Below are 24625 nucleotides of genomic sequence, written 5' to 3'. Positions count from 1 at the left end.
CGGGACGACCACCAGCCGCGCGCGGGTGGGCGGGGCCGGCGGGGGGGGGGGGTGCGCCGGGGGCCCCCCCCCCCCCCGACTCCATCAGTCGGCCCCGGTGGGTGAGCCGGTCTCGCCGCGCCAGCTGGCCAGCCGGCCGGCGCGGCTGACCGCCCGCAGCCGGCGCTCCGCCTCGGCCCGCGAGCGCCGCGCCGACACCAGCAGCGCCTGGTCCCCGCGCATCAGCCGGGTGGTGGCGTCGGGCACGAACGACCGCCCGTCGCGCACGATGAGGACGACGGCGGCGTCCTCGGGCAGCCGCAGCTCGGGCAGGTAGACGCCGTGCAGCCGGGAGCCCGGCGGCACCGTGAGCTGCATCAGCTCGGCGTCCAGCTCCTCCAGCGGCGCGGCTTCGACCTGCACCTCGCGCGGGGTCACCGGCGTGGCGATGCCCAGCCGCCGCGCCACCCAGGGCAGCGAGCGCCCCTGCACGAGGGTGAAGACGACGACGAGCACGAACACGGTGTCGAACACCGTCGTCGCGTCGGGCACGCCGGCGGCGATCGGGAACGTCGCCAGCACGATGGGGACGGCGCCGCGCAGCCCCGCCCACGACACGAAGGCCATCTGCGGCCAGGGCATCCGGAACGGCGCGAGGCTGGCCAGCACCGACAGCGGCCGCGCGACCAGCAGCAGGGCCAGGCCGATGAGCAGCGCCGGGCCGAGCGCGTCGAGCAGCCGGCCGGGCGAGGCGAGCAGGCCGAGCAGGACGAACAGCCCGATCTGCGCGAGCGAGGCCATGCCCTCGGCGAAGCCGACGCTGGCCGAGCGGTGCGGCAGCGGCGCGTTGCCGAGCACGACCCCGCACAGGTAGACCGCGACGAACCCCGAGGCGTGCACCAGGTCGGCCGAGGCGAAGGCCAGCACGCACAGGGCGAGGGTGGCCAGCGGGTAGAAGCCCGACAGCGGCAGGGCCGAGCGCCGCAGCAGCCACGCGCCCGCGAACCCCAGGGCCACGCCGATCAGCGCGCCCCCGGCCAGCTCGGCGAGGACCTCCAGCAGGGTCACCCACCAGGCGTGCGTCTCCCCGCCGGTCAGCCGCCCGGCCAGGACGACGACGAGGAGGATCACCGGCGCGTCGTTCAGGCCGCTCTCCACCTCGAGTGCGGCGACCATCCGGCGCGGCAGCGGCAGCCGGCGCAGCGTGGCGAAGACCGCGGCGGCGTCGGTGGAGCTGACGACGGCGCCCAGCAGCAGCGCGAACGGCCAGCTCAGGTCCAGCAGCGCGACGGCCACCGCCGCGGTGACGGCCACGCTGACGGCGACGCCCACGGTCGACAGCGCGATGCCCGGGCCCAGCGCCCGGCGCACGTCGGCCCACCGGGTGGTCAGCCCACCCTCGGCGAGGATCACCACCAGCGCGGCGACCCCGAGGGTCTGGGTCAGCTCGACGTCCTCGAACTGCACGCCCAGGCCGCTCTCGCCCAGCGCGACGCCCAGGGCGAGGTAGAGCAGCAGGCTGGGCAGGCCCAGCCGGTCGGCCAGGCGCAGGGCCACGGCGGCGACCAGCACCACCAGCGAGCCGATCGCGAGCGCGACCGTGACCGTGGTGTTCACCGCCCGGCCCCCGTCACGGGGGGAGTGTCCCGTACGCGCGTGCCGGACCGGGTCCGCGCGGGCGAGGCACTCCCCACACCCCGGCCAACCCGCTCGACGCCTCGGGGACAATGGAGCGGTGAGCTCTCCCGGCCCCTCCCGCGCAACGCCCCTCGGGCCCTTCCGGGCACTGCCCCCGCAGGTCGACCTGCCCGCCCTGGAGCACGACGTCCTGCGCCGCTGGGAGGAGGCGGAGGTCTTCGCGCGGAGCCTCGCGGACAGCCAGGGCAAGCCGCAGTGGAACTTCTACGAGGGCCCGCCCACGGCGAACGGCCGGCCGGGCACGCACCACATCGAGGCCCGCGCGTTCAAGGACGTCTTCCCCCGGTTCAAGACCATGCAGGGGTGGCACGTGCCCCGCCGCGCCGGCTGGGACTGCCACGGCCTGCCGGTGGAGATCGCCGTCGAGCAGGAGCTGGGCTTCGCCGGGAAGCCCGACATCGAGCGGTACGGCATCGCGGAGTTCAACGCCAGGTGCCGGGAGTCGGTGCTGCGGCACGTCGACTCGTTCTCCGAGCTCACCCGCCGGATGGGCTACTGGGTCGACATGTCCACCGCCTACTGGACGATGGACCCGCACTACGTCGAGAGCGTCTGGTGGTCGCTCAAGCAGGTCTTCGACAAGGGCCTGCTCGTCGAGGACCACCGGGTCGCCCCGTACTGCCCGCGCTGCGGCACCGGCCTGTCCGACCACGAGGTCGCCCAGGGCTACGAGTCGATCACCGACCCCTCGGTGTACGTGCGGCTGCCGGTCACCAGCGGCGAGTGGGCCGGGAGGGCCGACCTGCTGATCTGGACCACGACGCCGTGGACGCTGCCGTCCAACACCGCCGTCGCGGTCAACCCCGACGTCACCTACGTCGTCGTCCGCACCGAGCACGACGGGCGGGAGGCGACGGTCGTCGTCGCCGAGCCGCTCCTGGACGCCGTCCTCGGCCCCGACGCCCCCCGCGAGGTCCTGGCCCGCACCACCGGCCGGGACTGGGAGCGGGTGCACTACCAGCGGCCGTTCGAGCTCGTCGAGTTCCCCGAGGGGGACGCCCACTACGTCGTCCTCGCCGACTACGTCACCACCGACGACGGCACCGGCCTGGTCCACCAGTCCCCCGCCTTCGGCGCCGACGACCTCGCCGTCTGCCGCGGCTACGGGCTGCCGGTGGTGAACCCGATCGACTCCACCGGGCACTTCCTGGCCGACGTCGGCCTCGTCGGCGGCCGCTTCTTCAAGGTGGCCGACGAGGCACTGGTGGAGGACCTGCAGGCGCGCGGCGTGCTGTGGCGCGAGCAGCGCTACGAGCACAGCTACCCGCACTGCTGGCGCTGCCACACGCCGCTCATGTACTACGCGCAGCCGTCCTGGTACATCCGCACCAGCACGATCAAGGACCGGCTGCTCGCCGAGAACGAGAAGACCCGCTGGTACCCCGAGACCATCCAGTGGGGCCGCTACGGCGACTGGCTGCACAACAACGTCGACTGGGCGCTGTCGCGCGACCGGTACTGGGGCACGCCGCTGCCGATCTGGCGCAACGAGCTCGACCCGGCCCGCGTGGTCGCCGTCGGGTCGCTGGCCGAGCTGTCGGAGCTGACCGGCCGCGACCTGTCCGACCTGGACCCGCACCGGCCCTTCATCGACGACGTCACCTTCACGCTGCCCGGCGAGGAGGGCACCTTCCGCCGGGTGCCGCAGGTCATCGACGCCTGGTACGACTCGGGCTCGATGCCCTTCGCGCAGTGGGGCGCGCCGTACCGCAACCAGGCCGAGTTCGAGGCCGCCTACCCGGCGCAGTTCATCTGCGAGGCGATCGACCAGACCCGGGGCTGGTTCTACTCGCTGATGGCCGTCGGCACGCTGGTGTTCGACCGGAGCTCCTACGAGAACGTGCTGTGCCTGGGCCACATCCTGGCCGAGGACGGCCGAAAGATGAGCAAGCACCTGGGCAACATCCTCGAGCCCATCCCGCTCATGGACCGGCACGGCGCCGACGCCGTCCGCTGGTTCATGCTGGCCGGCGGCTCGCCGTGGTCGGCCCGCCGGGTGGGCCACGAGACGCTGTCCGAGGTGGTCCGCAAGGTCCTGCTCACCTACTGGAACACCGCGAGTTTCTTCACCCTGTACGCGGAGACCAACGGCTGGGACCCGGCCGCGACCCCCGCTCCCCCGCGGTCCGAGCGCCCGCTGCTGGACCGCTGGGCGCTGGCCACCCTGGCCGAGGTCACCGAGGGCGTCACCGCGGCGCTCGAGGACTTCGACACCCAGGGCGCCGGCCGGCTGCTCGCGCAGTTCGTCGACGACCTGTCCAACTGGTACGTCCGGCGGTCGCGTCGCCGCTTCTGGGACGGCGACCCGGCCGCGCTCGGCACGCTGCACGAGGTGCTCGACGGCCTGACCCGGCTGATGGCGCCGTTCACCCCGTTCGTCACCGAGGAGGTGTGGACCCGCGCGGTGCGCCCCGGCCGCGACGACGGCCCGGACCAGGTGCCCGACTCCGTGCACCTGGCCTCCTGGCCGCAGGTGGACGCCGAGGCCCGCGACCCGCGGCTGGTCGAGCAGGTGGCGCTGGTCCGCCGGCTGGTGGAGCTGGGGCGCTCGGCGCGGACGTCGGCCAAGGTGCGCACCCGCCAGCCGCTGGCCCGCGCCCTGGTCGCCGCCCCCGGCTGGGCGCAGCTGCCCCGCGACCTGGTGGCCGAGGTCGCCGACGAGCTCAACGTGCAGGACCTGACCGAGCTCTCGGCCGTCGAGGGCGAGCTGGTCGACGTCAGCGTCAAGGTCGACTTCCGCGCCGTCGGGCGGCGCCTGGGCAAGCAGGTGCAGGCGGTGGCGAAGGCCGTCGCCGCGGCCGACGCCCGCGAGCTGGTGGCCGCCTACCGCAGCGGGACGGCGTCGGTGGACGTCGACGGCGCGGCCGTGCCCCTGGCCGACGGCGACCTGGTCGTGACCGAGACCCCGCGCCAGGGCTGGACCGTGGCCAGCGGCGGCGGGCTCACCGTGGCGCTGGACCTCACCCTGACCCCGGAGCTGGAGCGGGCCGGCCTGGTCCGCGAGGCCGTGCGGCTGGTGCAGGAGGCCCGCAAGGCCGCCGGGCTGGCGGTCAGCGACCGGATCGAGCTGCGCTGGACCGGCGAGGGCGCGATCGCCCAGGCGCTGACCGAGCAGGCCGAGTCGGTGGCCGCCGAGGTGCTGGCCACCGCGGTGCACGCGGGCACGGCCGGCGAGGGTCCCGGGGTGGAGGGTCCCGGCGGCTCGCGCTTCTGGGTGGTCCGCGCCGGCTGAGCCCCGGCGGCCGCCCCCGGCTACTTCGAGGCGGCCCTGCGGGCGCGGGCGACGTCGGCCAGGTGGCTGTCGGGCCGGCAGACCGCGCACGGGGTGAAGCCGTCGCTGCGTGCCTCGCTGACCGGCAGCGGGACGGTCGGGCGGCCGCGCAGCCACCGGCAGTCGGTGAGGTGGTAACGGGGGTGCTCGTCGACCACGAGCACCTGGTCGCGCAGGTCGACGACGAGCAGCAGGTCGGTGACCTCGACGTCCTCCTCCGCGGGGTCGCCGCTGTCGTCCGCGGCGCGGGCGGCGGGCCGGCGTCCGGGAGCGGCCGGCGGGTCGGCCGGCGGCTCGGCCGGGACCGACGGCTCGACGGTCGTGCCCGGGTCCGGTGCCGTCCCGGCGGCCGGGTCGGCGTCGGCCGCCGGCCGGTCACCGCGCGCCGGCGTCCCGGGGGCGTCGTCGGTCTCCGGCGCGGCGTGCCGGGAGTGCCGGCCGGTGGACTCGCGCTCCGCGCGTGCCGGAGGGGTCGCGGCGGCCTGCGTGTCGCGGCCCGGCTCGGCCGTCCGGGCCCGCGCGGCCTCGACCGCCCGGTCGTCGGCGGCCCGCCGCTCCGCGGCCGGAGCCACCCGGGGAGCGGGCCGCAGCCGCACCGCGACCAGGAGCACGGCGGCGACGGCGCAACAGGCCACGCACCCCCAGTACCAGCTCGTCGTCCCGGTCGCGAGGCCGCCCACGAACAGGCCCAGCCCCGCGAGGACCAGCAGTCCGGCCGCCAAGATCACCGCTCGACTGTAGCCGGGACCACACCGGGACCGCCCGTCGACGCACGCGCCGGCCGCGGACGCGACAGGGCCCCCGGACCGTGGCGGTCCGGGGGCCCTGGGGAGCGCTGTCAGGCGGAGGCGTGCTGGTTCTGCCGGCCGGCCGGGGCGGGCTCGGCGGAGCCGCGGCCGTCGAGGTCGCGCAGGTGCGACTCGAGGTAGGACCGCAGGCGGGTGCGGTACTCGCGCTCGTAGGTGCGCAGCTCCTCGATCTTCCGCTCGAGGCTGCTGCGCTTCTGCTCCAGGCCGCTGACGACCTCGGCGTGCCGGCGCTCGGCGTCCTGCTCCAGCGCGGCGGCCTTGGCGCGCGCCTCGCGCTCCATGGTCTCGGCGCGGGTGCGGGCGTCGCTGATCATCGTGTCGGCCCGCATCTTGGCCTCGCTGACCATCTGCTCGCTCTTGGCGCGGGCGTCGGTGACCATCCGGTCACTGGTGGTCTTGGCGCTGGCGACCATCTCGTCGGCCTGGGCCTTGGCCTCGTTGACGTACCGGTCGGCCGTCTCGGTGGCCAGGGCCAGCATGCGGGAGGCGCGGGCGCTGTCGTCCTCGCGCGGCGCGGCCGGCGGCGGGGGCGCCTGCACCGGCGCGGGCGCGGGGGCCGGGGCGGGCGTCGGCTCCACGACGGTCGCGGGACCGCGGCTGCTCGCGCGCAGCTCGTTGTTCTCCTCGATCAGCCGCGCGAGCTCCGCCTCGACCACGTCGAGGAAGGCGTCCACCTCGTCCTCGTCGTAGCCCCGCTTGCCGATCGGGGGCTTCTTGAAGACGACGTTGTGGACGTCGGCAGGCGTGAGTGGCAACTAGCTCACCTCGGGTCGGACGGCGGGAACAGGGACGTGCCCGGACGGGCGGCGGAGACCGCCCGGCACGCGACGGCGCCCGGGACAGGCGGATCGGCAGCCACGGGACCTACACGGCCAGCGAGTTCGTGATGTCGAGCAGGATGTAGACGGCGATCAGGAGAACCATAAACCCGAGGTCCAGTCGGATGGACCCCAGGTTCAACGGCGGGATGACCTTGCGGACGGCCTTCAGCGGCGGGTCGGTGGTCGCGTAGACGACCTCGAGACCGGCCGCGACCAGGCCCGACGGACGCCAGCTGCGGGCCAGCACCATCACCCAGTCGACCACGAACCGCGCGAAGAGCAGCACGAGGAAGACGAGCAGCACCGACGAGACGATCGTCCAGAAGAGAGCCACGGTCCTCGCTCGTCCAGGGGCACCGGCGTGCCGCGCCGACCACCGGCCACGGGCAGCCGGCGGCGCCTAGGACTGGTTGAAGAACCCGCCCTCGCGGATCTTCGCCTTGTCCTCGGCGGTCACGTCGACGTCCCTCGGGCTGAGCAGGAAGACCTTCGCCGTGACGCGCTCGATACTACCGCGCAGCCCGAACGACAGACCCGCGGCGAAGTCGACGAGGCGCTTCGCGTCGGCGTCGTCCATCTCCGTCAGGTTCATGATCACCGGCATGCCGTCGCGGAAGCTCTCGCCGATCTGGCGGGCCTCGTTGTACGTGCGCGGGTGCAGCGTGGTGATCCGGTAGGGCTGGGGCACCGGCGCGGGCTCGGGGGCCGGCTCGGGCGCCCGGGCGACCACGGGCTCGCGCACCTGCGCGGCCGCGGCGCCGCCACCGGAGGCCGAGGCGCCGGCGGGCGTGCGCGCCGAGCCCGCCGAGCCCGCCGCGGGGGCCAGCCCGAGGTTGCGGGTGGACCCGGCGCGGCGCAGCGTCACCGGCTCGGGCGCGGGCTGCGGCTCGGGCGCCGGCAGCTCGTCGTCGTAGTAGTCGTGGCGCGGGTCCCCGTGCCGGTCGAGGCCGTCCCGGTGACCGTCGAGGTAGCCGTCGTCGTAGCCGTCCTCCGGGAGGTAGCGGCCGTAGCGGCGGTCGTCGTAGCGGTCGTCGGTCTGACGGGCGTCGTACCGGCCGTAGGCGCGGGCGTCGTCGTCCTCGACGAGCCCGAGGTAGATGCCCATCTTCCGCATGGCTCCGGCCATCGGACCTCCCCCTCTACTCGGACCCGTGGGGTCCGTGTGACTGGTGTGACTCGCGTGGCTGGTGAGCCGCATCTGACGGGGAGGGTAGGGGCCGATCGCCGAAGATCGCGGTTCCGACACGCACGAGCGTGCTGCCGGCCGCGACGGCCGCCTCGAGGTCCCCGCTCATCCCGGCCGACAGCCCGCGGGCCCCGGGGTGGTCCCGGCGCACCCGCGCGGACAGCTCGGCCAGCCGGGCGAAGGCCGCGGCCGGCTCCTCGCCGCGCGGGGCGACGGCCATCAGCCCGAGCAGCCGCAGCCCCGCGGTCGCGGCGACGGCGTCGGCCAGGGCCGGGACGTCGGCCGGCGCCGCCCCGCCGCGGGCGGCCAGCTCCCCCTCGGGGCCGCCGAGGTCGACCTGCAGGTAGACCTCGACCGGCCGCCCGGTCTCGACGCCGACCCGGCCGAGGACGCCGGCGAGGGAGGCGCGGTCCACCGAGTGCACCACCGCCCCGAGCCGGGCGACGGCCGCGGCCTTGTTCCGCTGGAGCTGGCCGACGAAGTGCCAGCGGAGGTCGACGCCGGCCAGCTCCGCCGCCTTGGCGGCCAGCTCCTGGGCGCGGTTCTCGCCGAAGTCCCGGTGGCCGAGGGCGGCCAGCGCCCGGACGTCGTCGGCGGGCCACGTCTTGCTGACGGCGAGCAGGCCGACCGACGCAGGGTCGCGGCCGGCCGCGCGGGCGGCGGCGTCGATCCGCTCGCGCACCGCGCGCAGGTTGTCGGCGAGCGCGCTCATGCCGCCGATCCTCCCCCGCCCCGCGTTCCGACCGACGGCCCCCGGGCAGGAGCCCACCCCCGGGCATGCGAGGGGTGGGGGGACGAAGGCCCTCACTCGAGCCAGACGACGCCCGCCTGGCGGCCGGTCACGCCGTCGCGCCGGTGGGAGTACAGGTGCCGGTCCTCGACCGTGCAGCGCGGGTCGTGCACGACCTCCGGGATCCCGGCCCGGCGCAGGATCTCCTCGACCCCGGCGCGCAGGTCCAGGCCCGGGGTGCCCTGCCGGGTGCGGACGGCGGCGGCCGGGGCCACGCGGGCCACGTCGGCCTGCATGGCGGCGGGCACCTCGTAGCAGGCGCCGCACACCGCCGGGCCCAGCAGCGCCGACACGTGGCGGGCCCGGGCCCCGAGGCTCGCCATCGCCGACAGCGCGGCCGGGACGACGCCCTGGCGCACGCCCTCGCGCCCGGCGTGCACCGCGGCGACGATGCCGCGGTCGGAGTCGGCCAGCAGGATCGGCACGCAGTCGGCGACCAGCACGCACAGCACCAGCCCCGGGGTGGCGGTCACGACGGCGTCGGTGGCCGGCAGCGGACCCTCGACAGGGCCGTCGACGACCGCGACGCCCGTGCCGTGCACCTGGTCCATCCACACCAGCCGGCCGGCGCCCACCCCGAGCTCGCGGGCCAGCCGCTCGCGGTTGGCGGCGACGTCGCCCGGGTCGTCGCCGACGTGGCCGCCGAGGTTGAACGAGTCGTAGGGCGACGCGGACCGGCCGCCCCGCCGGTCGGTGACGACCCTGCGGGGTCGCACCGCCGAGGAGGCGGCCGGCACGTCACTCACGCGGCCCCGTGCAGGGGCCCGCCGCGAGCGTGCGAGTGGTGGGGGGCACGGGGGTCCTCCTACTGGCGCAGGAACTCCGGGATGTCGAGCTCCTCCTCGAAGTCCTCGCTCGACAGCGGCCGGCGGCCCGCCTGGCTCGCGGCGACCGGACCCGGGATGGGCGGCAGCGGCGGGACGGTGATCCCGCCACCGGTCGCGGGCGCCGGACGGGCCGGCTGCGGGGCCGCGGCCGGCGCGGGCGCCGGGGCCTGGCCGACCAGCCGCTCCCCCGTCGCGGCCGGGGCGACGGGCGTGACCGGGCGGACCGGCTGCGGGACCGCGGCCGGGCGCTGCGCCACGGGGGCGACCGGCGCCGCCGGGGCGACCGAGGCGAGCCCGGCGTCCTTGCGGGCGCTGGGCCGGCCGCTGTCGAAGCCGGCCGCGATGACGGTCACCCGCACCTCGTCGCCGAGGGCGTCGTCGATCACGGCGCCGAAGATGATGTTGGCGTCGGCGTGCGCCGCGTCGGAGACCAGCGACGCGGCCTCGTTGATCTCGAACAGACCCAGGTCCGACCCGCCGGAGATCGACAGCAGCACGCCGTGGGCGCCCTCCATCGAGGCCTCCAGCAGCGGGCTGGCGATGGCCTGCTCGGCCGCGAGCAGCGCTCGGTTGTCGCCGCGGGCGCTGCCGATGCCCATGAGCGCCGAGCCCGCCCCGGACATGACCGACTTGACGTCGGCGAAGTCCAGGTTGATCAGGCCGGGCGTGGTGATCAGGTCGGTGATGCCCTGGACACCGGAGAGCAGCACCTGGTCGGCGGTGCGGAAGGCGTCCATGACGCTGACGTTGCGGTCGCCCAGCTGCAGCAGCCGGTCGTTCGGGATGACGATGAGCGTGTCGCACTCGTTGCGCAGCTCCTCGATGCCCGACTCCGCCTGCACCGCGCGGCGCTTGCCCTCGAAGGAGAAGGGGCGGGTGACGACACCGATCGTCAGCGCGCCCAGCTTGCGCGCGATCGAGGCGACGACGGGGGCGCCACCGGTGCCGGTGCCACCACCCTCGCCGGCCGTCACGAAGACCATGTCGGCGCCCTTGAGCACCTCCTCGATCTCCTCGCGGTGGTCCTCGGCGGCCTGCCGCCCGACGTCGGGCTGCGCGCCGGCGCCCAGCCCGCGGGTGAGCTCGCGGCCGACGTCGAGCTTGACGTCCGCGTCGCTCATCAGCAGCGCCTGGGCGTCGGTGTTGATGGCGATGAACTCGACCCCCTTGAGGCCGACTTCGATCATCCGGTTGACCGCGTTCACCCCGCCGCCGCCGATGCCGACGACCTTGATGACCGCGAGGTAGTTGTGCGGAGGTGTCATGTGGGGCTCCCGACCTCGACCCTCATCCTCAAGTAAAGCCTTATAGTTATGTCAACTGGGTCGACGCGGACGAAGTTAGGTGGGGCCAGAGGGGCCTACAAGCACCGCCACGGGCCCGGCGTGTCGCACCGGCCGACTCCCACGAAACTCCGGCGACGCGTTGGTCACACCGGCACCACTGATCGTGACGACCCGCGGTCGATCCGTCTCATGTCCGGGTCCACGGGCCCCGACCCGCCGAGCCGAGGAACTTCCCGGCGACATGTCCGCCCGGGCGTGTCGCGGCCGCTCGGTGTGTCGTGCCTCAGCCGCGCGGGAGGCGGCCCATGAGGAAGAACTCCGCGTTGGGCGGGATCGCCGCCCAGTGCGCCAGCCGGTTCGACAGCGCGAACAGCGCCACGATCGCGCCGACGTCCCAGACGTCGTCCTCGCTGAGGCCGTGCCCGCGCAGCCGTTCCTGGTCGGCCGCGGTCACCGCGGCCGGGTCGACCGCCACCGTTCCGGCCTTCGACAGGGTCCCGGTGCGAGCTCGCGAGCGCCGGGGGGTCGAAGGTCCTTCCGCTGGTCGGCCAGGTACGGGTCCCGGGCGCGGATCCGGGCGATCGCCCCGTGCGCCACGACGCAGTAGAGGCAGTCGTTGGCCGCGCTGGTGGCCACGACGACCAGCTCCCGGTCGGCCCGCGAGAGGGCCGGCGTCTCCTTGTCCATCAGGGCGTCGTGCAGCGCGAAGAACCCCTGCGCCTCCGCCGGCCGCCAGGCCAGCGCCGCGAACACGTTGGGCAGGAAGCCCGAGCGCTCCTCGACCTCGGCGTAGCGCTCGCGCAGGGCGGGGTCCAGGTCCTCGCGAGCCGGGACGGGGAAGCGGCTGGCCGGCGGCGGGCCGGCGGGCTCGGTCATGCGCCCAGCCTGCCCGCGACCGGCGGCCGGCGCGCTACCGCAGGACGACCGCCGTCGGCGCGCTGACGTCGATCGTCGTGGCCGGCTCCAGGGCGCCGGAGGCGAGCTGCCCGAGCAGCGCGACGAGCACGTCGGCCTTGTCGGCGGACTCCGAGGCGCTCCCCCAGACGACGGTCGTGCCGTCGGTGAGCGTCAGCGTCACGTCGTTGCCCGACGTGGCCGCGACCGCGGCGACCTGGTCCCGGACGTCGCGGGGCAGCTCGACCAGCGCGGCGAGCCCGGCGCGGGTGGCGGCGTCGTCGGGTCCGGGGTCGGCGACCTCGAGCGGCACCACGCCGGCCGGCGGCTCCCCGGTGACGGTGTCGAAGAGCACGCCCCCGGCGTCGACGAGGGACCGGGTGCCCGCCTGGGTGACGACCGCGACCGGCACCCGCTCCTCGACCGTGATCACCACGGTCTGCGGCCAGCCGCGGGTCACCTGCACCGCGGCGACCTGCGGCAGCCGTGCGACGCGGGCGGCCGCGGCGTCGGTGTCGACCCGCAGCAGCGGCGTCCCCTCCTCGACCCCGGCCGCGGTGCGGACCTGCTCGGCGGTGAGCGAGCCGGCCCCGTCGACGCGCACGGCCGAGACGGCCAGCAGCGGGCTGCCCCACACCACCCACACGGCCACCGCGACCGCGGTCAGCGCCAGGCCCACCCGGACCGCCAGGCGGCGGCGCGGGTCGACCGCCCGGACCCGCCGGGGCCGGCGCTCGGCCGACCGGCGGCCGGTGTCGGCGGGCGCACCGCGCTGCCGGTCGCGGGTGGTGGCGGCCCGGCTCACCGCTGCGACGTCTCCCCGGCGGACGCGGCGGCGTCGCGGGCCGAGAGGACGGAGAGCACCTCCGGCCCGACCATCACGACGTTGCCGGCGCCCATCGTGATGACGAGGTCGCCGGGGCGGACCCGCTCGGCCAGCGCCGGCGCGGTGGCCGACCAGGACGGCTCGAAGTGCACGCGGCCGGCCGGCAGCGGCACCGCGTCGGCGACCATCGCGCCGGTCACCCCGGGGACCGGGTCCTCGCGGGCGCCGTAGACGTCCATCACCACGACCTCGTCGGCCAGGCCCAGCGCCTCGCCGAAGCCGGCGGCGAACTCGCGGGTGCGGCTGTACAGGTGCGGCTGGAAGGCCACGACCACGCGCCCCTCCCCCGCCACCGCCCGCGCCGCCCGCAGCTGGGCGCGCACCTCGGTCGGGTGGTGGGCGTAGTCGTCGTACACCCGCACGCCGCCGGCCACGCCCTTGAGCTCGAACCGCCGGTGCACCCCGCCGAACCGGCCGAGCCCGGCTACCAGCCCGTCGGCGGGCAGGCCGAGCTCGAGGCCGGCCAGCAGCGCGGCCGCGCTGTTGCGGGCCATGTGCTCGCCCGGCACGCGGATGGTCACCCGGCCGAGCACCTCGCCGTCCAGCACCGCCGTCCAGGCCGTGGTCTCGCTGCCGACCTCGACGTCGACCATGCGCAGGTCGGCGTCGACGGCGGTGCCGTAGGTGCGGGTCCGCGCGGGCGTGGGGACGCCGCGCAGCCGGGCCGAGCCGGGGTCGTCGGCGCACAGCACGACGAAGCCGGCCGGGTCGACGGTGCCGAGGAACCGGTCGAAGGCCTCCTCGACCGCGGCCAGGTCGCCGTAGTTGTCCAGGTGGTCGGCCTCGACGTTGGTGACGATCGCGCCGTGCGGGGCCAGGAGCAGGAAGGAGCGGTCGCTCTCGTCGGCCTCGGCGACGAAGACGTCGCCCTCGCCGGCGTGCGCGTTGCTGCCCGACTCGTTGAGGTCGCCGCCGATGGCGAAGGACGGGTCGGCGCCGCAGGCCTGCACCGCGACGGTGAGCATCGACGTGGTCGAGGTCTTGCCGTGGGTGCCGGCGACGGCGACGCTGCGCCGGCCGGCCATGACCGCGGCCAGGGCCACCGCGCGCGGCAGCACCCGCAGGCCGCGCTCGCGGGCGGCGGCGAGCTCGGGGTTGTCCTCCCGGATGGCCGTGGAGACGACGACGGTGTCGGCGTCCCCCAGGTGCCCGGGGGCGTGGCCGAGCTCCACCCGGGCGCCGAGGGCGCGCAGGGCCAGCAGCGTGGGCGTGTCGCGCCGGTCGCTGCCGGAGACCCGCACGCCGCGGGCCAGCATGATGCGGGCGATGCCGCTCATCCCGGCACCCCCGATGCCGACGAAGTGGACCGAGCCGAGCTCCGCCAGGGCCGGGATCGGGTCCTTCCACGCGGCCACCGCAGCGGCGCTCATCGGTTCGCGACCTCCAGGACGATGTCGGCCAGCCGCTCGTCGGCGTCGGGCACGCCGGCCGCGGCCGCGTGGGCCGCGTAGCCGGTGAGGGCGGCGGGGTCGGTCAGCAGCGGGACGAGGCGCTCGCCGATCCAGGCCGGGGAGAGCTCGGCGTCGTCCACCAGCAGCCCTCCCCCGGCCTCCACGACGGGCAGCGCGTTGCGGCGCTGCTCCCCGTTCCCGATCGGCAGCGGCACGAACGCCGCGGGCAGCCCGACCGCCGAGAGCTCGGCGACGGTCACCGCGCCCGCCCGGCAGAGTGCCAGGTCGGCCGCGGCGTAGGCGAGGTCCATGCGCTCCAGGTAGTCGACGACCACGTAGGGCGCCTGCCCGGCCGCGCGGGCGGGGACCGTGACGTCGGTGTTCTTCGGGCCGCGCGCGTGCAGCACCTGGACGCCGGCGGCGGTCAGCGCGTCGGCGGCGCCGGTGGCGGCGCGGTTGAGCGACGCTGCTCCCTGCGAGCCGCCGAAGACCAGCAGCGTGGGCCGGTCGGGGTCCAGCCCGAAGGCGGCGCGGGCCTCGGCGCGGCGGGCCGGGCGGTCCAGCGAGCTGATCGCCGTCCGCAGCGGCATGCCGACGTGCTCAGCGCCGTGCAACGGGGTACCGGGCACGGTCACCGCGACGCGGGCGGCGATCCGCGCGCCGATGCGGTTGGCCAGCCCCGGCAGCGCGTTCTGCTCGTGCACGACCACCGGCACCCTCCCGCGGGCGGCCAGGTACGCCGGCAGCGCCACGTAGCCGCCGAAGCCGACGACGACGTCGGCGGACAGCTGGTCGAGCAGGGCCCGGGTCTCGCGGACGGCGCGGCGCACCCGGCCGGGCACCCGCAGCAGGTCCGGCGTCGGCTTGCGCGGCAGCGGCACCGGCGGGATCAGCCGCAGGTCGTAGCCGCGGGCGGGGACCAGCCGGGTCTCCATGCCGCGCGCGGTGCCCATGCAGGTGATGCGCACGCCACCGGGGACCGCACCGCCCCGGCGCAGCAGCGCGTCGGCCAGGGCCAGCATCGGCTCGATGTGGCCGCCGGTGCCGCCGCCGGCCAGGACCACGCTGACCGGCCCGGTCGCGCGGGTCACCGCGGCCGCCGCGGGACGTCGGGCGCGCCGGCACGGGCGCGCGGTGGCGGCTGCCGCCGGGCCTCGCCGGCCCGGGGCCGGTCGGCCGTCCGGCGCTCGCGGGGCGCCGCCGCACGCTCCCGGGGGGCACCGGCCCCGGGCGCCTGCGGCACCCGGACGACGGTGCGCGCGCCGGGACCGGCCGGCCGGCGGGCGGGCCGGGCCGGCTCCTCGGGCCGTCGCCGCGGGCGGCTGCGCACCGGCTCGACGGCCTGCGCGGGGACCGGCAGCAGCGCGCGGGCCAGCCGGCCGCTGTCCCGGCGGCGCAGGTGCTCGATCGCCTCGGGCTCGGACCGGGCGAAGCGCAGCAGCAGACCGACGATGAACAGCGTGAGCACCAGCGAGGTGCCGCCGGCCGACACCAGCGGCAGCGTCACCCCGGTGACCGGACCCAGACCCACCACGTACCCCATGTTCATGGCCGCCTGACCGACCAGCCACACGGTGATGGCCACGCTGGCCAGCTGCACGAACCGGTCGGCGGAGCGGCGGGCGATGCGGAAGCCGGCCGCGGCCAGCACGCCGTAGAGCGCGACGACGACCAGGCAGCCGAGGAAGCCCAGCTCCTCGCCGATGATCGCGAAGATGTAGTCCGACTCGGCCTCGGGCAGCAGGTTCCACTTCATCGCACTGTTGCCCAGGCCCACGCCCCAGAAGCCGCCCGAGGACAGGGCGTAGAAGCCGCGGATCGCCTGGAAGCCGGAGTCCGTGGGGTCGGCGAAGGGGTCGAGGAACGACGTCCAGCGCTCCATCCGGTACGGCGCGACGGCGACGAGCGCGATGCCGGCGGTGACGGCGGCGGCCAGCATGGTCGCCCACACCCGCAGCGGGGCGCCGGCGGCGAGGAAGAGCCCGCACAGGACCAGCCCGAGGGTCACCGTCGCCCCGAAGTCCGGCTCCAGCATCAGCAGCCCGCACATGACCAGGAAGACCGGGACCAGCGGGACCAGGAGGCTGCGCACGGTCAGGTAGCTGGCCCGCAGCGCGAGCACGTGGGCGCCCCACAGCGCCAGCACGAGCTTGGCCACCTCGGAGGGCTGGAAGTTGGTGAAGCCCAGGTCGAACCAGGCGCGCGAGCCGTTCAGCTCCGTGCCGATCCCCGGGATCGCCACCAGCAGCAGCAGCCCGAGCACCACCAGCAGCGCGATCGGCGCCCAGCGGCGCAGCACCGCGGTCGACAGCCGGACGGCCACCAGGGCGGCGAGCACCCCGATGGCGGCGAAGACCAACTGGTCGACGCCGGGGCGCCAGGCGGGCTGGTCGGCCAGCGCCGCCTCGATCGCCGAGGCCGAGAAGACCATCACCAGGCCGATGGCCAGCAGCATGCCGGCCGCGCCGATGACGAGGTGGCTGCTGGTCATCGGGCCGTCGAGCCACCCGGGGAGGGCGGGCAGCAGGCGGCGCCGGGCGGCGGCGGGGGCCGTGCCGCGGGCACGGGCGGCCGCGGCCCGGCCTGCGGTGGGCTCCATCCCGCCATCGTCGCCGCTGAGCGGCGTCCCGCCCGGCAGCGGACGGGCGTGTCGCGTGTGGGTCGTGGGGCCGGCGGGACCGCGCGCGCCCGTCACAGCCCGGTGAAGGACAGCCAGTCGGCGTAGAACAGCCCCAGCCCGAAGGCCACCGCCATCCCGGTGACGAGCCAGAAGCGCACGATGACGGTGTTCTCCGTCCAGCCCGCGAGCTCGAAGTGGTGGTGCAGCGGCGCCATCCGGAACACCCGGCGGCGGGTGGCCCGGAAGAAGGCCACCTGGATGACGACCGACAGCGTGACCGCGACGAACAGCCCGCCGAGGACCACCAGCAGCAGCTCGGTGCGGGTGACGATCGCCAACCCGGACATCAGGCCGCCCAGGGCCAGCGACCCGGTGTCGCCCATGAAGATCTTGGCGGGGCTGGTGTTCCACCACAGGAAGCCCAGGCAGGCGCCCATCGCCGCGACGGCGACCAGCGTGACGTCCAGCGGGTCGCGCACCTCGTAGCAGCCCTCCACCGCCAGCGCCGTCGAGCAGTCGTGGGTGAACTGCCAGAAGGAGATGACGACGTAGGAGCCGAAGACCATCGCGGAGGCGCCGGCGGCCAGCCCGTCCAGGCCGTCGGTGAGGTTCACCGCGTTGGAGAAGCCGGCGATGAACAGGTAGGCCAGGACGACGAAGAGGATCGGCCCCAGCGCCAGCGGGGCGATGTCGCGGACGTAGGAGATGTTCGTCGACGCCGGGGTCACCCCGTCGGAGGGGAAGTTCATCGCCAGGATCGCGAAGGTCAGGCCGACCACCAGCTGGCCGACCAGCTTCGCCGTCTTGTTCAGGCCGAGGCTGCGCCGGTAGCGGATCTTCAGGTAGTCGTCGAGGAAGCCGACGGTGCCCAGCCCGACCATGAGGAAGAGCAGCAGGAGGCCGGTGGCGGTGACCCCGCGGCCGGGCTGGCCGAGCAGGAACAGGTGGGCGATCAGGTAGCCGCCCACGGTCGCCGCGACGATGACGGTCCCGCCCATGGTGGGCGTGCCCTTCTTCGACAGGTGCGACTCGGGGCCGTCGTCGCGGATCTCCTGGCCGAAGCCCATCCGGCGGAACCGGTGCACCGCCAGCGGCGTGGCCAGGATCGAGATGATGAGCCCGAAGGCCCCGGCGATCAGGACGGACTTCACGCGGCGGTCCCGCCGGACAGCAGGTCGGCGGCGAGCAGCTCCAGCCCGTGGGCCCGGCTGGCCTTGACCAGCACCACGTCGCCGGGCACGAGCACCTCCGACAGCAGCTCGCGGGCGGCAGCCCGGTCCGGCACGTGCACCGACCCCTCTCCGTTCCGGGCACCCGCCGCGCGGGCCCCGGTCGCTATCCCTACCGCATCCGGACCGACGGCCACGACGAGGTCGACCCCCGCCGCGACCGCGTCGCGGCCGAGCCGCTCGTGCTCGCCCTCGGCCCCGGGACCGAGCTCGGCCATCCCGCCGAGGACGGCGACCCGGCGGGTCGCGGCCATGCCGGTCAGGGCCGCGAGCGCGGCCCGCATCGACTCGGGGTTGGCGTTGTAGGCGTCGTTGACCACGGTGACGCCGTCGGGCCGGCGGGTGACCTCCATCCGCCAGCGGCTGCGCACCTGGGCGGCGGAGAGCGCGGCGGCCACGGCGGCCGGGGACATGCCCGCGGCCAGCGCGGCCCCGGCGGCCGACAGCGCGTTGGCCACCTGGTGCTCGCCGACAACCTGCAGGGCGACCGGGTGCTCCTCCCCCGCCGCGGCGAGGGTGAACGACGCCCGTCCCTCGCCGTCGAGGGCGACGCCGGTGGCGCGCACGTCGGCGTCCGCGCCGCGCCCGGTGGTGAGCACGCGGGCGCGGGTCCGCGGCGCCATGCCGATCACCCGCGCGTCGTCGGCGTTGAGCACGGCGGTGCCGTCGTCGGGCAGCGCCTCGACGAGCTCGCCCTTCGCCCGCGCCGTCCCCTCCGGGGAGCCGAACTCCCCCAGGTGGGCGGAGCCGACGTTGAGCACGACCCCGATCCGCGGGCGGGCGACGGCGCACAGGCGGGCGATGTGGCCGACGCCCCGCGCGCCCATCTCCAGCACGAGGAACCGGGTCGCGGCGTCGGCGGACAGCACCGTCAGCGGCAGGCCGATGTCGTTGTTGAAGGAGCCGGGCGGGCTCACCGTGGCCCCAGCGGTGGCCAGCACCTGGCCGAGCAGGTCCTTGGTGGAGGTCTTGCCCGAGGAGCCGGTGATGCCGAGGGTGACCAGGCCCCGGGCGACGAGCCGCGCGTGCACCGCGGCGGCCAGCCGGCCGAGCGCGGCGACAGGGTCCTCGACGACCACGCAGGGCAGCGCCTCGTCGTCCCGGGTGGTGAGGGCGGCGACGGCGCCGGCCGCGGCGGCGGCGCCGAGGAAGTCGTGCCCGTCGACCCGCTCGCCGGGCAGCGCGACGAACAGGTCGCCGGCGCCGACGGACCGCGAGTCGATGGTCACCGCCCCGGTCACGCGGATCCCGTCGGCACCGGCCGGGAGGGACCCGCCGACGGCCTCGGCCACCTCGGCCAGCGTCAGGGCGATCACGGGGCGCCGACCCAGGGCCGGGCCTGGTCCGAGGCCGCGCGGATCGCGTCGCGGAGCACCTCGCGGTCGTCGAACGGCGTCACCACTCCGGCGACCTCCTGGCCGGTCTCGTGTCCCTTGCCCGCGACGAGCACCGTGTCGCCCGGGCGGGCGCGTGCCACGGCCTCGGCGATCGCCGCCCGGCGGTCGCCGATCTCGAGGACGGCGGGACGGCGGTCGGCGGGCACACCGGCGAGCATGGCCGCCCGGATGGCGGCCGGCTCCTCGGAGCGGGGGTTGTCGTCGGTCACCACGAGCAGGTCGCTGCCCGCGGCGGCGGCCGCGCCCATCGCCGGGCGCTTGCCGGGGTCGCGGTCGCCTCCGCAGCCGAGCACGGTGAGGACCCGGCCGGCCGTGGCGGTGCGCAGGGCGGCGAGGGCCGTGGCGACGGCGTCGGGGGTGTGCGCGTAGTCGACGACGGCGACGAAGGGCTGGCCGGCGTCCACCGGCTCCATCCGGCCGGGCACCACGGTCTCCGCGACGCCGCGCAGCGCGGTCTCCACCGGTACGCCGACGGCGTCGAGCAGCGCCACGGCCATGACCGCGTTGGCCACGTTGAACCGGCCGGGCAGCCGCACGCGGGCCGGCCAGGACCGGCCGCCGGGGCCGTGCAGGGTGAAGGCCGAGCCGCCGTCGGGGGCGACCGTCACGTCCGCCGCCGTCCAGTCGGCGGGCCGCTCGCCGGAGCTCGCCACGGTGACCGCCCGGCGGCCGCCGAGCATGCCGGTGAGCCGGCGGCCGTGCGGGTCGTCGACGTCGACCACCTCGACGGCGGCGCGGCCGTCGAACAGCTGCGCCTTCGCGCGGAAGTAGTCCTCGAGGTCGGCGTGGAAGTCGAGGTGGTCCTGGCTGAGGTTGGTGAAGCCGGCGGCGGCGAAGGGCACGCCACCGACCCGGCCCAGGACCAGGGCGTGGCTGGAGACCTCCATGACGACCGCCTCGACACCGGACTCGGCCATGCCGGCCAGCAGCGCGTGGAGCACGGGCGCCTCGGGCGTGGTCCGGGCGCTGGGGATCGCGGTGGGCTCGGCGCCGGGCAGCCGGGTGCGCATCTGCACGGTGCCGATCAGGCCGGTGCCGCGGCCGGCGGCGACCAGGCCCGCCTCGACGAGGTAGGCCGTCGTCGTCTTGCCGTTGGTGCCGGTGATGCCCACGACCTGCAGCCGGCGCGCGGGCTCGCCGTAGACCCGCGCGGCCACGGCGCCGAGGACGGCGCGCGGGTCGTCGGCCACGCACACCGGCAGCCCCGTGGCGCAGGCGTCGGCGCGGCCGGTGGGGTCGGTGAGGAGGGCACGGGCGCCGGCCGCGGCGGCCGCGGCGGCGAACCGGACGCCGTGCGTGCGGGCGCCGGGCAGGGCCGCGTAGAGGTCGCCGGGGCGCACGTCGGACGAGGCCAGGGTCACGCCGGTGACCGCGGTGGCGGGGTCGCCCTGGACGGGCGGGCCGACGAGGTCGGCGAGCTCGGTCAGGGGCAGCGGCGTCGTGCCCGTGGGCCGGGGCGCCGCCCCGGGCACGGTCGGGGTCACGGGGCTCCAATCTACCGTCGGTCGCGCGCGGCCCCGTCCGCGACGCACGGAGGACCCCCTGCCCCCCACCGCTCGCGAGCTCGCGGCGGGACCCTGCAGGGAGCCGGGTTCACCCGTCGGCCGTCAGGCGGAAGTCGGGTCGCGCGGTGCCGGAGGGCACGACGCCCCCGGCGGTGAGGGCGTAGCGCATGACGTCGGCGAAGACCGGCGCGGCGACCTGCCCGCCCTCGGCCGAGCTGGTCGGGCGCTCCAGGTCGACCGCGACCACGTACTGGGGGTCGTCGGCGGGGGCGTAGCCGACGAACGTCGTGACGTACCCGCCGCCGTCGTAGCAGCCGCACTCGGGGTTGGCCCGCTGCGCGGTGCCGGTCTTGCCGGCCACGCGGAAGCCCTCGACCTCGCCCAGCGGCGCGGTCCCGCCCGGGCCCACGACGGCCTCGAGCATGTAGGCCATCGCGTCCGCCGTCTCCTCGCCGACCACCCGGGTCGGCTGCGGCCGCTCCACCGGGGTGACCGTGCCGTCGGGGGCGGTGACGGAGGAGACCAGCCGCGGCTCGACGCGGACGCCGCCGTTGGCCAGCGTCTGGTAGACCGACGCCATCTGCAGCGTGGTCACCGAGACGCCCTGGCCGATGGGCACGTTCGCCGCGCGGCTGGCGGTCCAGTCCTCCGACGGCTCGAGGATGCCGGCGCTCTCCCCCGGCAGCTCGATGCCGGTGGTGCTCCCGATGCCGAAGGCGCGCAGGTACTCCTCCAGCCGCTCGTCGCCGAGCTCGCGGGCGAGCATGATCGTGCCGACGTTGCTGGACTTGGCGAGGATGCCGGTCACCGTCCAGTCGACCGGCTCGTGGTCGTGGGCGTCGGTGACGACGACGTCGCCGGCCTGGATGTGCCCCGGGACGGTGAGCACCTCGTCGGGGGTGGTCAGGCCCTCCTCGATCGCGCCGGCGAGGGTGACGGCCTTCATGACCGACCCGGGCTCGAAGACCTGGGAGACCACCGGGTTGCCCAGCAGCTCGGGGTCGGTGCTGCGCGCGGCACCGGGGTCGTACCCGGGGCAGCTGCCCATCGCGACGACCTCGCCGGTGTGCACGTCGAGGACCACCGCCGAGGCGCGGGTGGTGGCGCCGTCGCGGCAGGCCTCGGCCAGCCGCTGCTCCATCACGTACTGCACGTCCTGGTCCAGCGTCAGCTGCACCGAGCTGCCGTCGACGGCCGGCGTGGACTCGTCGATGCCGGAGGGGATGGGGTTGCCGCCGCTGCCGACCTCGTAGCGCCGCTCGCCGTCGGTGCCCGACAGCTGCTCGTCGAAGCGCTGCTCGATGCCGGCCAGCCCGTCGCCGTCGCGGCCCACGAAGCCGACGACCTGCCCGCCGACGAACCCGGCCGGGTACAGCCGCATCGGCTCGTCCTCGAAGAGGATGCCCGGCAGCGCGAGCTCCTGGATGGCGCTGACGGTCTCGGGGGTGACCTGGTGGGCCAGCTCCACGTACCGCCCGTCGCGCTCGAGCAGCTCGGTGAGGTCGGAGACGGGGACGTCGAGCAGCGTGGTCAGCGCCAGCGCCGTGCGCTGCGGGTCGGCGACCAGCGACGGGTCCGCGGTCACCAGCGAGGCGTCGACGGTGTAGGCGAGCAGGTCGCCGTCGCGGTCGAGGACCTGGCCGCGCAGCGCGGCGATGTCGACCGTGCGCAGCCGTGCCTGGGACGCGGCCTCGGCGTACTCCCCGCCGTCCACCCCCTGGAGGAACACGAGCCGGCCGGTGACGAGCAGCAGCGCGATCGCGATGACCACCATCCCGGCGCGCAGGCCGCGGGTGGGCAGCACGGGAAGCGTGGCGCGGCGCCGGCGGCCGGGCGCGCGGCGCGGGGTGAAGGCGCCGGCCGGGCGCGGCGGGACGCCGGCCCCGGACCGCTGCGCGCGGCCGGGCACGGGGCGCTCGACGCGCCGGCCGGGGACCGGGCGGGGCGGGGTCGGCACGTCAGTCCCCCGCGGCCGGCGGGGCCGGGGGCGCCTCGGCGGGCTCCGGCGTCCCGCGGAGGGTGACCGACCCGTCGGGGCCGATGACCAGGTAACCGGCGGTGTCGGCCTGGACCAGGCCTGCCGCCGCGGCGGCCGCGGCCATGACGCCCGGCGTCCCGGCGGCGACCACCTGCTGCTCGAGCTGCTCGAGCCGCTGCGCCCGCTGGGTGTTCTCGCTGCGCAGCTCGGTGGCCTTCAGCGAGTTGACCGCGATCGCGGTGTTGAGGAACAGCAGCGCCAGGGTGGTGCCGACCAGCAGCCCGACGACGAGCAGCACGAACGGCGTCCGCCGGGCGGTGCCGAGGCCGGGCAGCGACCGCCGGCGCGGCTCGCCGGCCGCCGGCGCCGCCGGCGCGGCCGGGACCGGCGCGGGCCGCGGCACCGGGCGGGACGGGCGCGCGCGGAGGGCACCGGCACGGACCGGCGCGGTGTGCGCCCGGCCGCGGACCGGCGCGGCCGGGCTCTCGGCCGGCGCCGGCGCGCTCCGGGGAGCGGGCCGGGCGGGCGCGGCGGCGCGGGCGGACGCCGGTCGGGCCGCACCGGCGCGGGGGCCCGTCCGCGCGGCGCGCGGGCGCACCGCGGCGGGGCGGGGGACGTCGTCGTCGGGCCGGGGTGCCCGGGCGGTGGCACTCACGCTGCTGCCCTCCGGATGCGCTCGGCGGCACGGACGCGGGCCGAGGCGGCCCGGGGGTTGGCGGCCACCTCGGCCTCCGACGGCGCCTCGCCGCCGCGGGTGACCAGGCGCAGGACCGGGGCGAGCTCGGGCACCGGCACGGGGAGCTCCGGCGGCGTCCGGTCGGTCGCGCCCGCGGCGAGGACCTGCTTGACGATGCGGTCCTCGAGCGAGTGGAAGGTGATGACGACGACGCGGCCGCCGACGGCCAGGGCGTCCAGGGCGGCCGGCAGCGCCCGCTCGAGCACCCGCAGCTCGTCGTTGACCTCGATCCGCAGCGCCTGGAACGTCCGCTTGGCGGGGTGGCCCCCGGTGCGCCGGGTGGCCGCGGGGATGGAGGCACGCACGAGGTCGGCCAGCCGGCCGGTGCGGGTGAAGGGCTCAGCCCGGCGCTCGCGCTCGATGGCCGCGGCGATCCGCGCGGCGAAGCGCTCCTCGCCGTAGACGCGCAGGACGCGGGTCAGCTCGCCGGCGCTGTAGGTGTTGACGACGTCGGCGGCGGTGCGGCCGGCGGTGGGGTCCATGCGCATGTCCAGCGGCGCGTCGGCGGAGTAGCTGAAGCCGCGGTCGGGCCGGTCCAGCTGCAGCGAGGAGACGCCCAGGTCGAACAGCACGCCCTGCACCTCGTCGATACCGAGGGACTCCAGCACCTGGGGCAGCTCGTCGAAGACGGCCGGGACGAGCGTGGCGCGGTCGGCGTGACCGGCGGCGGCGATGCGGCGGGCGGCCTCGGCGCGGGCGTCGGGGTCGCGGTCCAGGCCGATCAGGCGCAGGCCGGGGTGGGCGTCGAGCAGGGCCAGCGAGTGCCCGGCGAGGCCGAGGGTGGCGTCGACGAGGACGGCGCCCGGCGCGGAGCAGGCCGGGGCGAGGAGCTCGGTCACGCGCTCGAGCAGCACCGGGACGTGCACGGGGTCCGAGGGCGCCGAGCCCCGCGCAGTGCCGGAGGGCGCCGAGTCCCGCGCAGTGCCGGAGGGCGCCGAGTTCCGCGCAGTGCTCGCGGGCGCCGAGTCCCGCGCGGGCTCGCTGCTGCTCATCGTCGACTGCTCCTCGAACGGGTCGGATGCGGGCTCGTCCATGGTGGCGCGGAGCGCGGCGTCGGCGGTGTCAGCGCACCGGGCGGGTCGCGGGGATTCCCGGGGGATCGGCCGGTGCGAGGGGGCGGGGTGGCGGCGTGCGGGACGGCTCCGGGCGCCCCGCGGAGCGTCGCCTGGCGCCGGGGAAGTGCGTCAGGTGGTGCTCCGCGGGGGCGCCGGGGTCCGCCGGTCCCGGCCGCGGGGGCCGGGGGGCGACGTGCCGAGGGGAGTCGGCGGGTCCGCGGGGCGGACCGAGTCGCGGGGAAGGCGACTCGGGCCGGGGAGCCGGTC

21 protein-coding genes are annotated in these 24625 nt (G+C 76.5%); 1 reads left to right on the top strand and 20 read right to left on the bottom strand.

Going from position 1 to position 24625, the window contains the following annotated elements; all coding sequences use genetic code 11:
- Positions 1-84: 84 nt before the first annotated feature.
- Positions 85-1596 carry a potassium/proton antiporter gene (locus ACI8AX_RS16635; RefSeq protein WP_456550947.1) on the bottom strand — a complete coding sequence of 504 codons (1512 nt, stop codon included), beginning with the start codon at positions 1594-1596 and terminating at the stop codon, positions 85-87.
- A gap of 118 nt (positions 1597-1714) precedes the next feature.
- Here ACI8AX_RS16635 and ileS point away from each other — a divergent pair, with 118 nt between their 5' ends.
- Positions 1715-4909 (top strand): isoleucine--tRNA ligase, encoded by a 3195-nt coding sequence (gene ileS, locus ACI8AX_RS16630; protein WP_456550946.1) that lies wholly within the window; start codon positions 1715-1717, stop codon positions 4907-4909.
- 20 nt (positions 4910-4929) lie between these two features.
- Here ileS and ACI8AX_RS16625 read toward each other — a convergent pair whose 3' ends face one another.
- The 19 genes from ACI8AX_RS16625 to rsmH form a co-directional block, all read right to left on the bottom strand.
- Positions 4930-5676 (bottom strand): hypothetical protein, encoded by a 747-nt coding sequence (locus ACI8AX_RS16625; RefSeq protein WP_456550945.1) that lies wholly within the window; start codon positions 5674-5676, stop codon positions 4930-4932.
- Positions 5677-5786: 110 nt separating this feature from the next.
- Positions 5787-6512: a DivIVA-like cell division protein Wag31 gene (wag31, locus tag ACI8AX_RS16620; RefSeq protein ID WP_456550944.1), complete on the bottom strand. Its 726-nt coding sequence runs from the start codon at positions 6510-6512 to the stop codon at positions 5787-5789.
- Between the two features lie 109 nt (positions 6513-6621).
- Positions 6622-6912 (bottom strand): YggT family protein, encoded by a 291-nt coding sequence (locus tag ACI8AX_RS16615; protein ID WP_456550943.1) that lies wholly within the window; start codon positions 6910-6912, stop codon positions 6622-6624.
- Positions 6913-6978: 66 nt separating this feature from the next.
- Positions 6979-7704 carry a cell division protein SepF gene (locus ACI8AX_RS16610; RefSeq protein WP_456550942.1) on the bottom strand — a complete coding sequence of 242 codons (726 nt, stop codon included), beginning with the start codon at positions 7702-7704 and terminating at the stop codon, positions 6979-6981.
- A gap of 13 nt (positions 7705-7717) precedes the next feature.
- Complete coding sequence (locus tag ACI8AX_RS16605; RefSeq protein ID WP_456550941.1) at positions 7718-8476, bottom strand: YggS family pyridoxal phosphate-dependent enzyme; 759 nt, start codon at positions 8474-8476, stop codon at positions 7718-7720.
- Positions 8477-8568: 92 nt separating this feature from the next.
- Positions 8569-9300: a peptidoglycan editing factor PgeF gene (gene pgeF, locus ACI8AX_RS16600; protein WP_456550940.1), complete on the bottom strand. Its 732-nt coding sequence runs from the start codon at positions 9298-9300 to the stop codon at positions 8569-8571.
- A 59-nt stretch (positions 9301-9359) separates the two neighbouring features.
- Positions 9360-10646: a cell division protein FtsZ gene (gene ftsZ, locus ACI8AX_RS16595; protein ID WP_456550939.1), complete on the bottom strand. Its 1287-nt coding sequence runs from the start codon at positions 10644-10646 to the stop codon at positions 9360-9362.
- 304 nt (positions 10647-10950) lie between these two features.
- On the bottom strand, positions 10951-11142 hold the full coding sequence (locus tag ACI8AX_RS16590; RefSeq protein ID WP_456550938.1) for a hypothetical protein: 192 nt from the start codon (positions 11140-11142) through the stop codon (positions 10951-10953).
- Positions 11118-11543 carry a peroxidase-related enzyme gene (locus ACI8AX_RS16585; RefSeq protein ID WP_456550937.1) on the bottom strand — a complete coding sequence of 142 codons (426 nt, stop codon included), beginning with the start codon at positions 11541-11543 and terminating at the stop codon, positions 11118-11120. Before ACI8AX_RS16585 ends, ACI8AX_RS16590 begins: the two co-directional genes overlap by 25 nt.
- Before the next feature lie 34 nt (positions 11544-11577).
- Complete coding sequence (locus ACI8AX_RS16580) at positions 11578-12366, bottom strand: cell division protein FtsQ/DivIB (RefSeq protein ID WP_456550936.1); 789 nt, start codon at positions 12364-12366, stop codon at positions 11578-11580.
- Positions 12363-13817, bottom strand: a complete 1455-nt coding sequence (gene murC / locus ACI8AX_RS16575; RefSeq protein ID WP_456550935.1) for a UDP-N-acetylmuramate--L-alanine ligase — start codon at positions 13815-13817, stop codon at positions 12363-12365. Before murC ends, ACI8AX_RS16580 begins: the two co-directional genes overlap by 4 nt.
- The gene (murG, locus tag ACI8AX_RS16570; protein ID WP_456550934.1) at positions 13814-14929 is read right to left on the bottom strand and encodes an undecaprenyldiphospho-muramoylpentapeptide beta-N-acetylglucosaminyltransferase; all 1116 of its coding nucleotides are present in this window, start codon (positions 14927-14929) and stop codon (positions 13814-13816) included. The genes murC and murG overlap by 4 nt, the downstream gene beginning before the upstream one ends.
- Positions 14926-16437, bottom strand: a complete 1512-nt coding sequence (gene ftsW, locus ACI8AX_RS16565; protein ID WP_456550933.1) for a putative lipid II flippase FtsW — start codon at positions 16435-16437, stop codon at positions 14926-14928. The genes murG and ftsW overlap by 4 nt, the downstream gene beginning before the upstream one ends.
- 92 nt (positions 16438-16529) lie before the next feature.
- Positions 16530-17609, bottom strand: coding sequence for a phospho-N-acetylmuramoyl-pentapeptide-transferase (gene mraY, locus ACI8AX_RS16560; RefSeq protein WP_456550932.1), 1080 nt, complete (start codon positions 17607-17609; stop codon positions 16530-16532).
- On the bottom strand, positions 17606-19003 hold the full coding sequence (locus ACI8AX_RS16555; RefSeq protein ID WP_456550931.1) for a UDP-N-acetylmuramoyl-tripeptide--D-alanyl-D-alanine ligase: 1398 nt from the start codon (positions 19001-19003) through the stop codon (positions 17606-17608). Before ACI8AX_RS16555 ends, mraY begins: the two co-directional genes overlap by 4 nt.
- On the bottom strand, positions 19000-20568 hold the full coding sequence (locus ACI8AX_RS16550) for a UDP-N-acetylmuramoyl-L-alanyl-D-glutamate--2,6-diaminopimelate ligase (RefSeq protein ID WP_456550930.1): 1569 nt from the start codon (positions 20566-20568) through the stop codon (positions 19000-19002). Before ACI8AX_RS16550 ends, ACI8AX_RS16555 begins: the two co-directional genes overlap by 4 nt.
- A 109-nt stretch (positions 20569-20677) precedes the next feature.
- Positions 20678-22546 (bottom strand): peptidoglycan D,D-transpeptidase FtsI family protein, encoded by a 1869-nt coding sequence (locus ACI8AX_RS16545; protein WP_456550929.1) that lies wholly within the window; start codon positions 22544-22546, stop codon positions 20678-20680.
- 1 nt (position 22547) lies between these two features.
- Complete coding sequence (locus ACI8AX_RS16540; protein ID WP_456550928.1) at positions 22548-23222, bottom strand: hypothetical protein; 675 nt, start codon at positions 23220-23222, stop codon at positions 22548-22550.
- On the bottom strand, positions 23219-24169 hold the full coding sequence (rsmH, locus tag ACI8AX_RS16535; protein ID WP_456550927.1) for a 16S rRNA (cytosine(1402)-N(4))-methyltransferase RsmH: 951 nt from the start codon (positions 24167-24169) through the stop codon (positions 23219-23221). The genes ACI8AX_RS16540 and rsmH overlap by 4 nt, the downstream gene beginning before the upstream one ends.
- Positions 24170-24625 lie beyond the last annotated feature (456 nt).

It is taken from the genome of Blastococcus sp. SYSU D00813, assembly GCF_054050735.1.
This window is presented reverse-complemented; position numbering and strand designations above follow the sequence as displayed.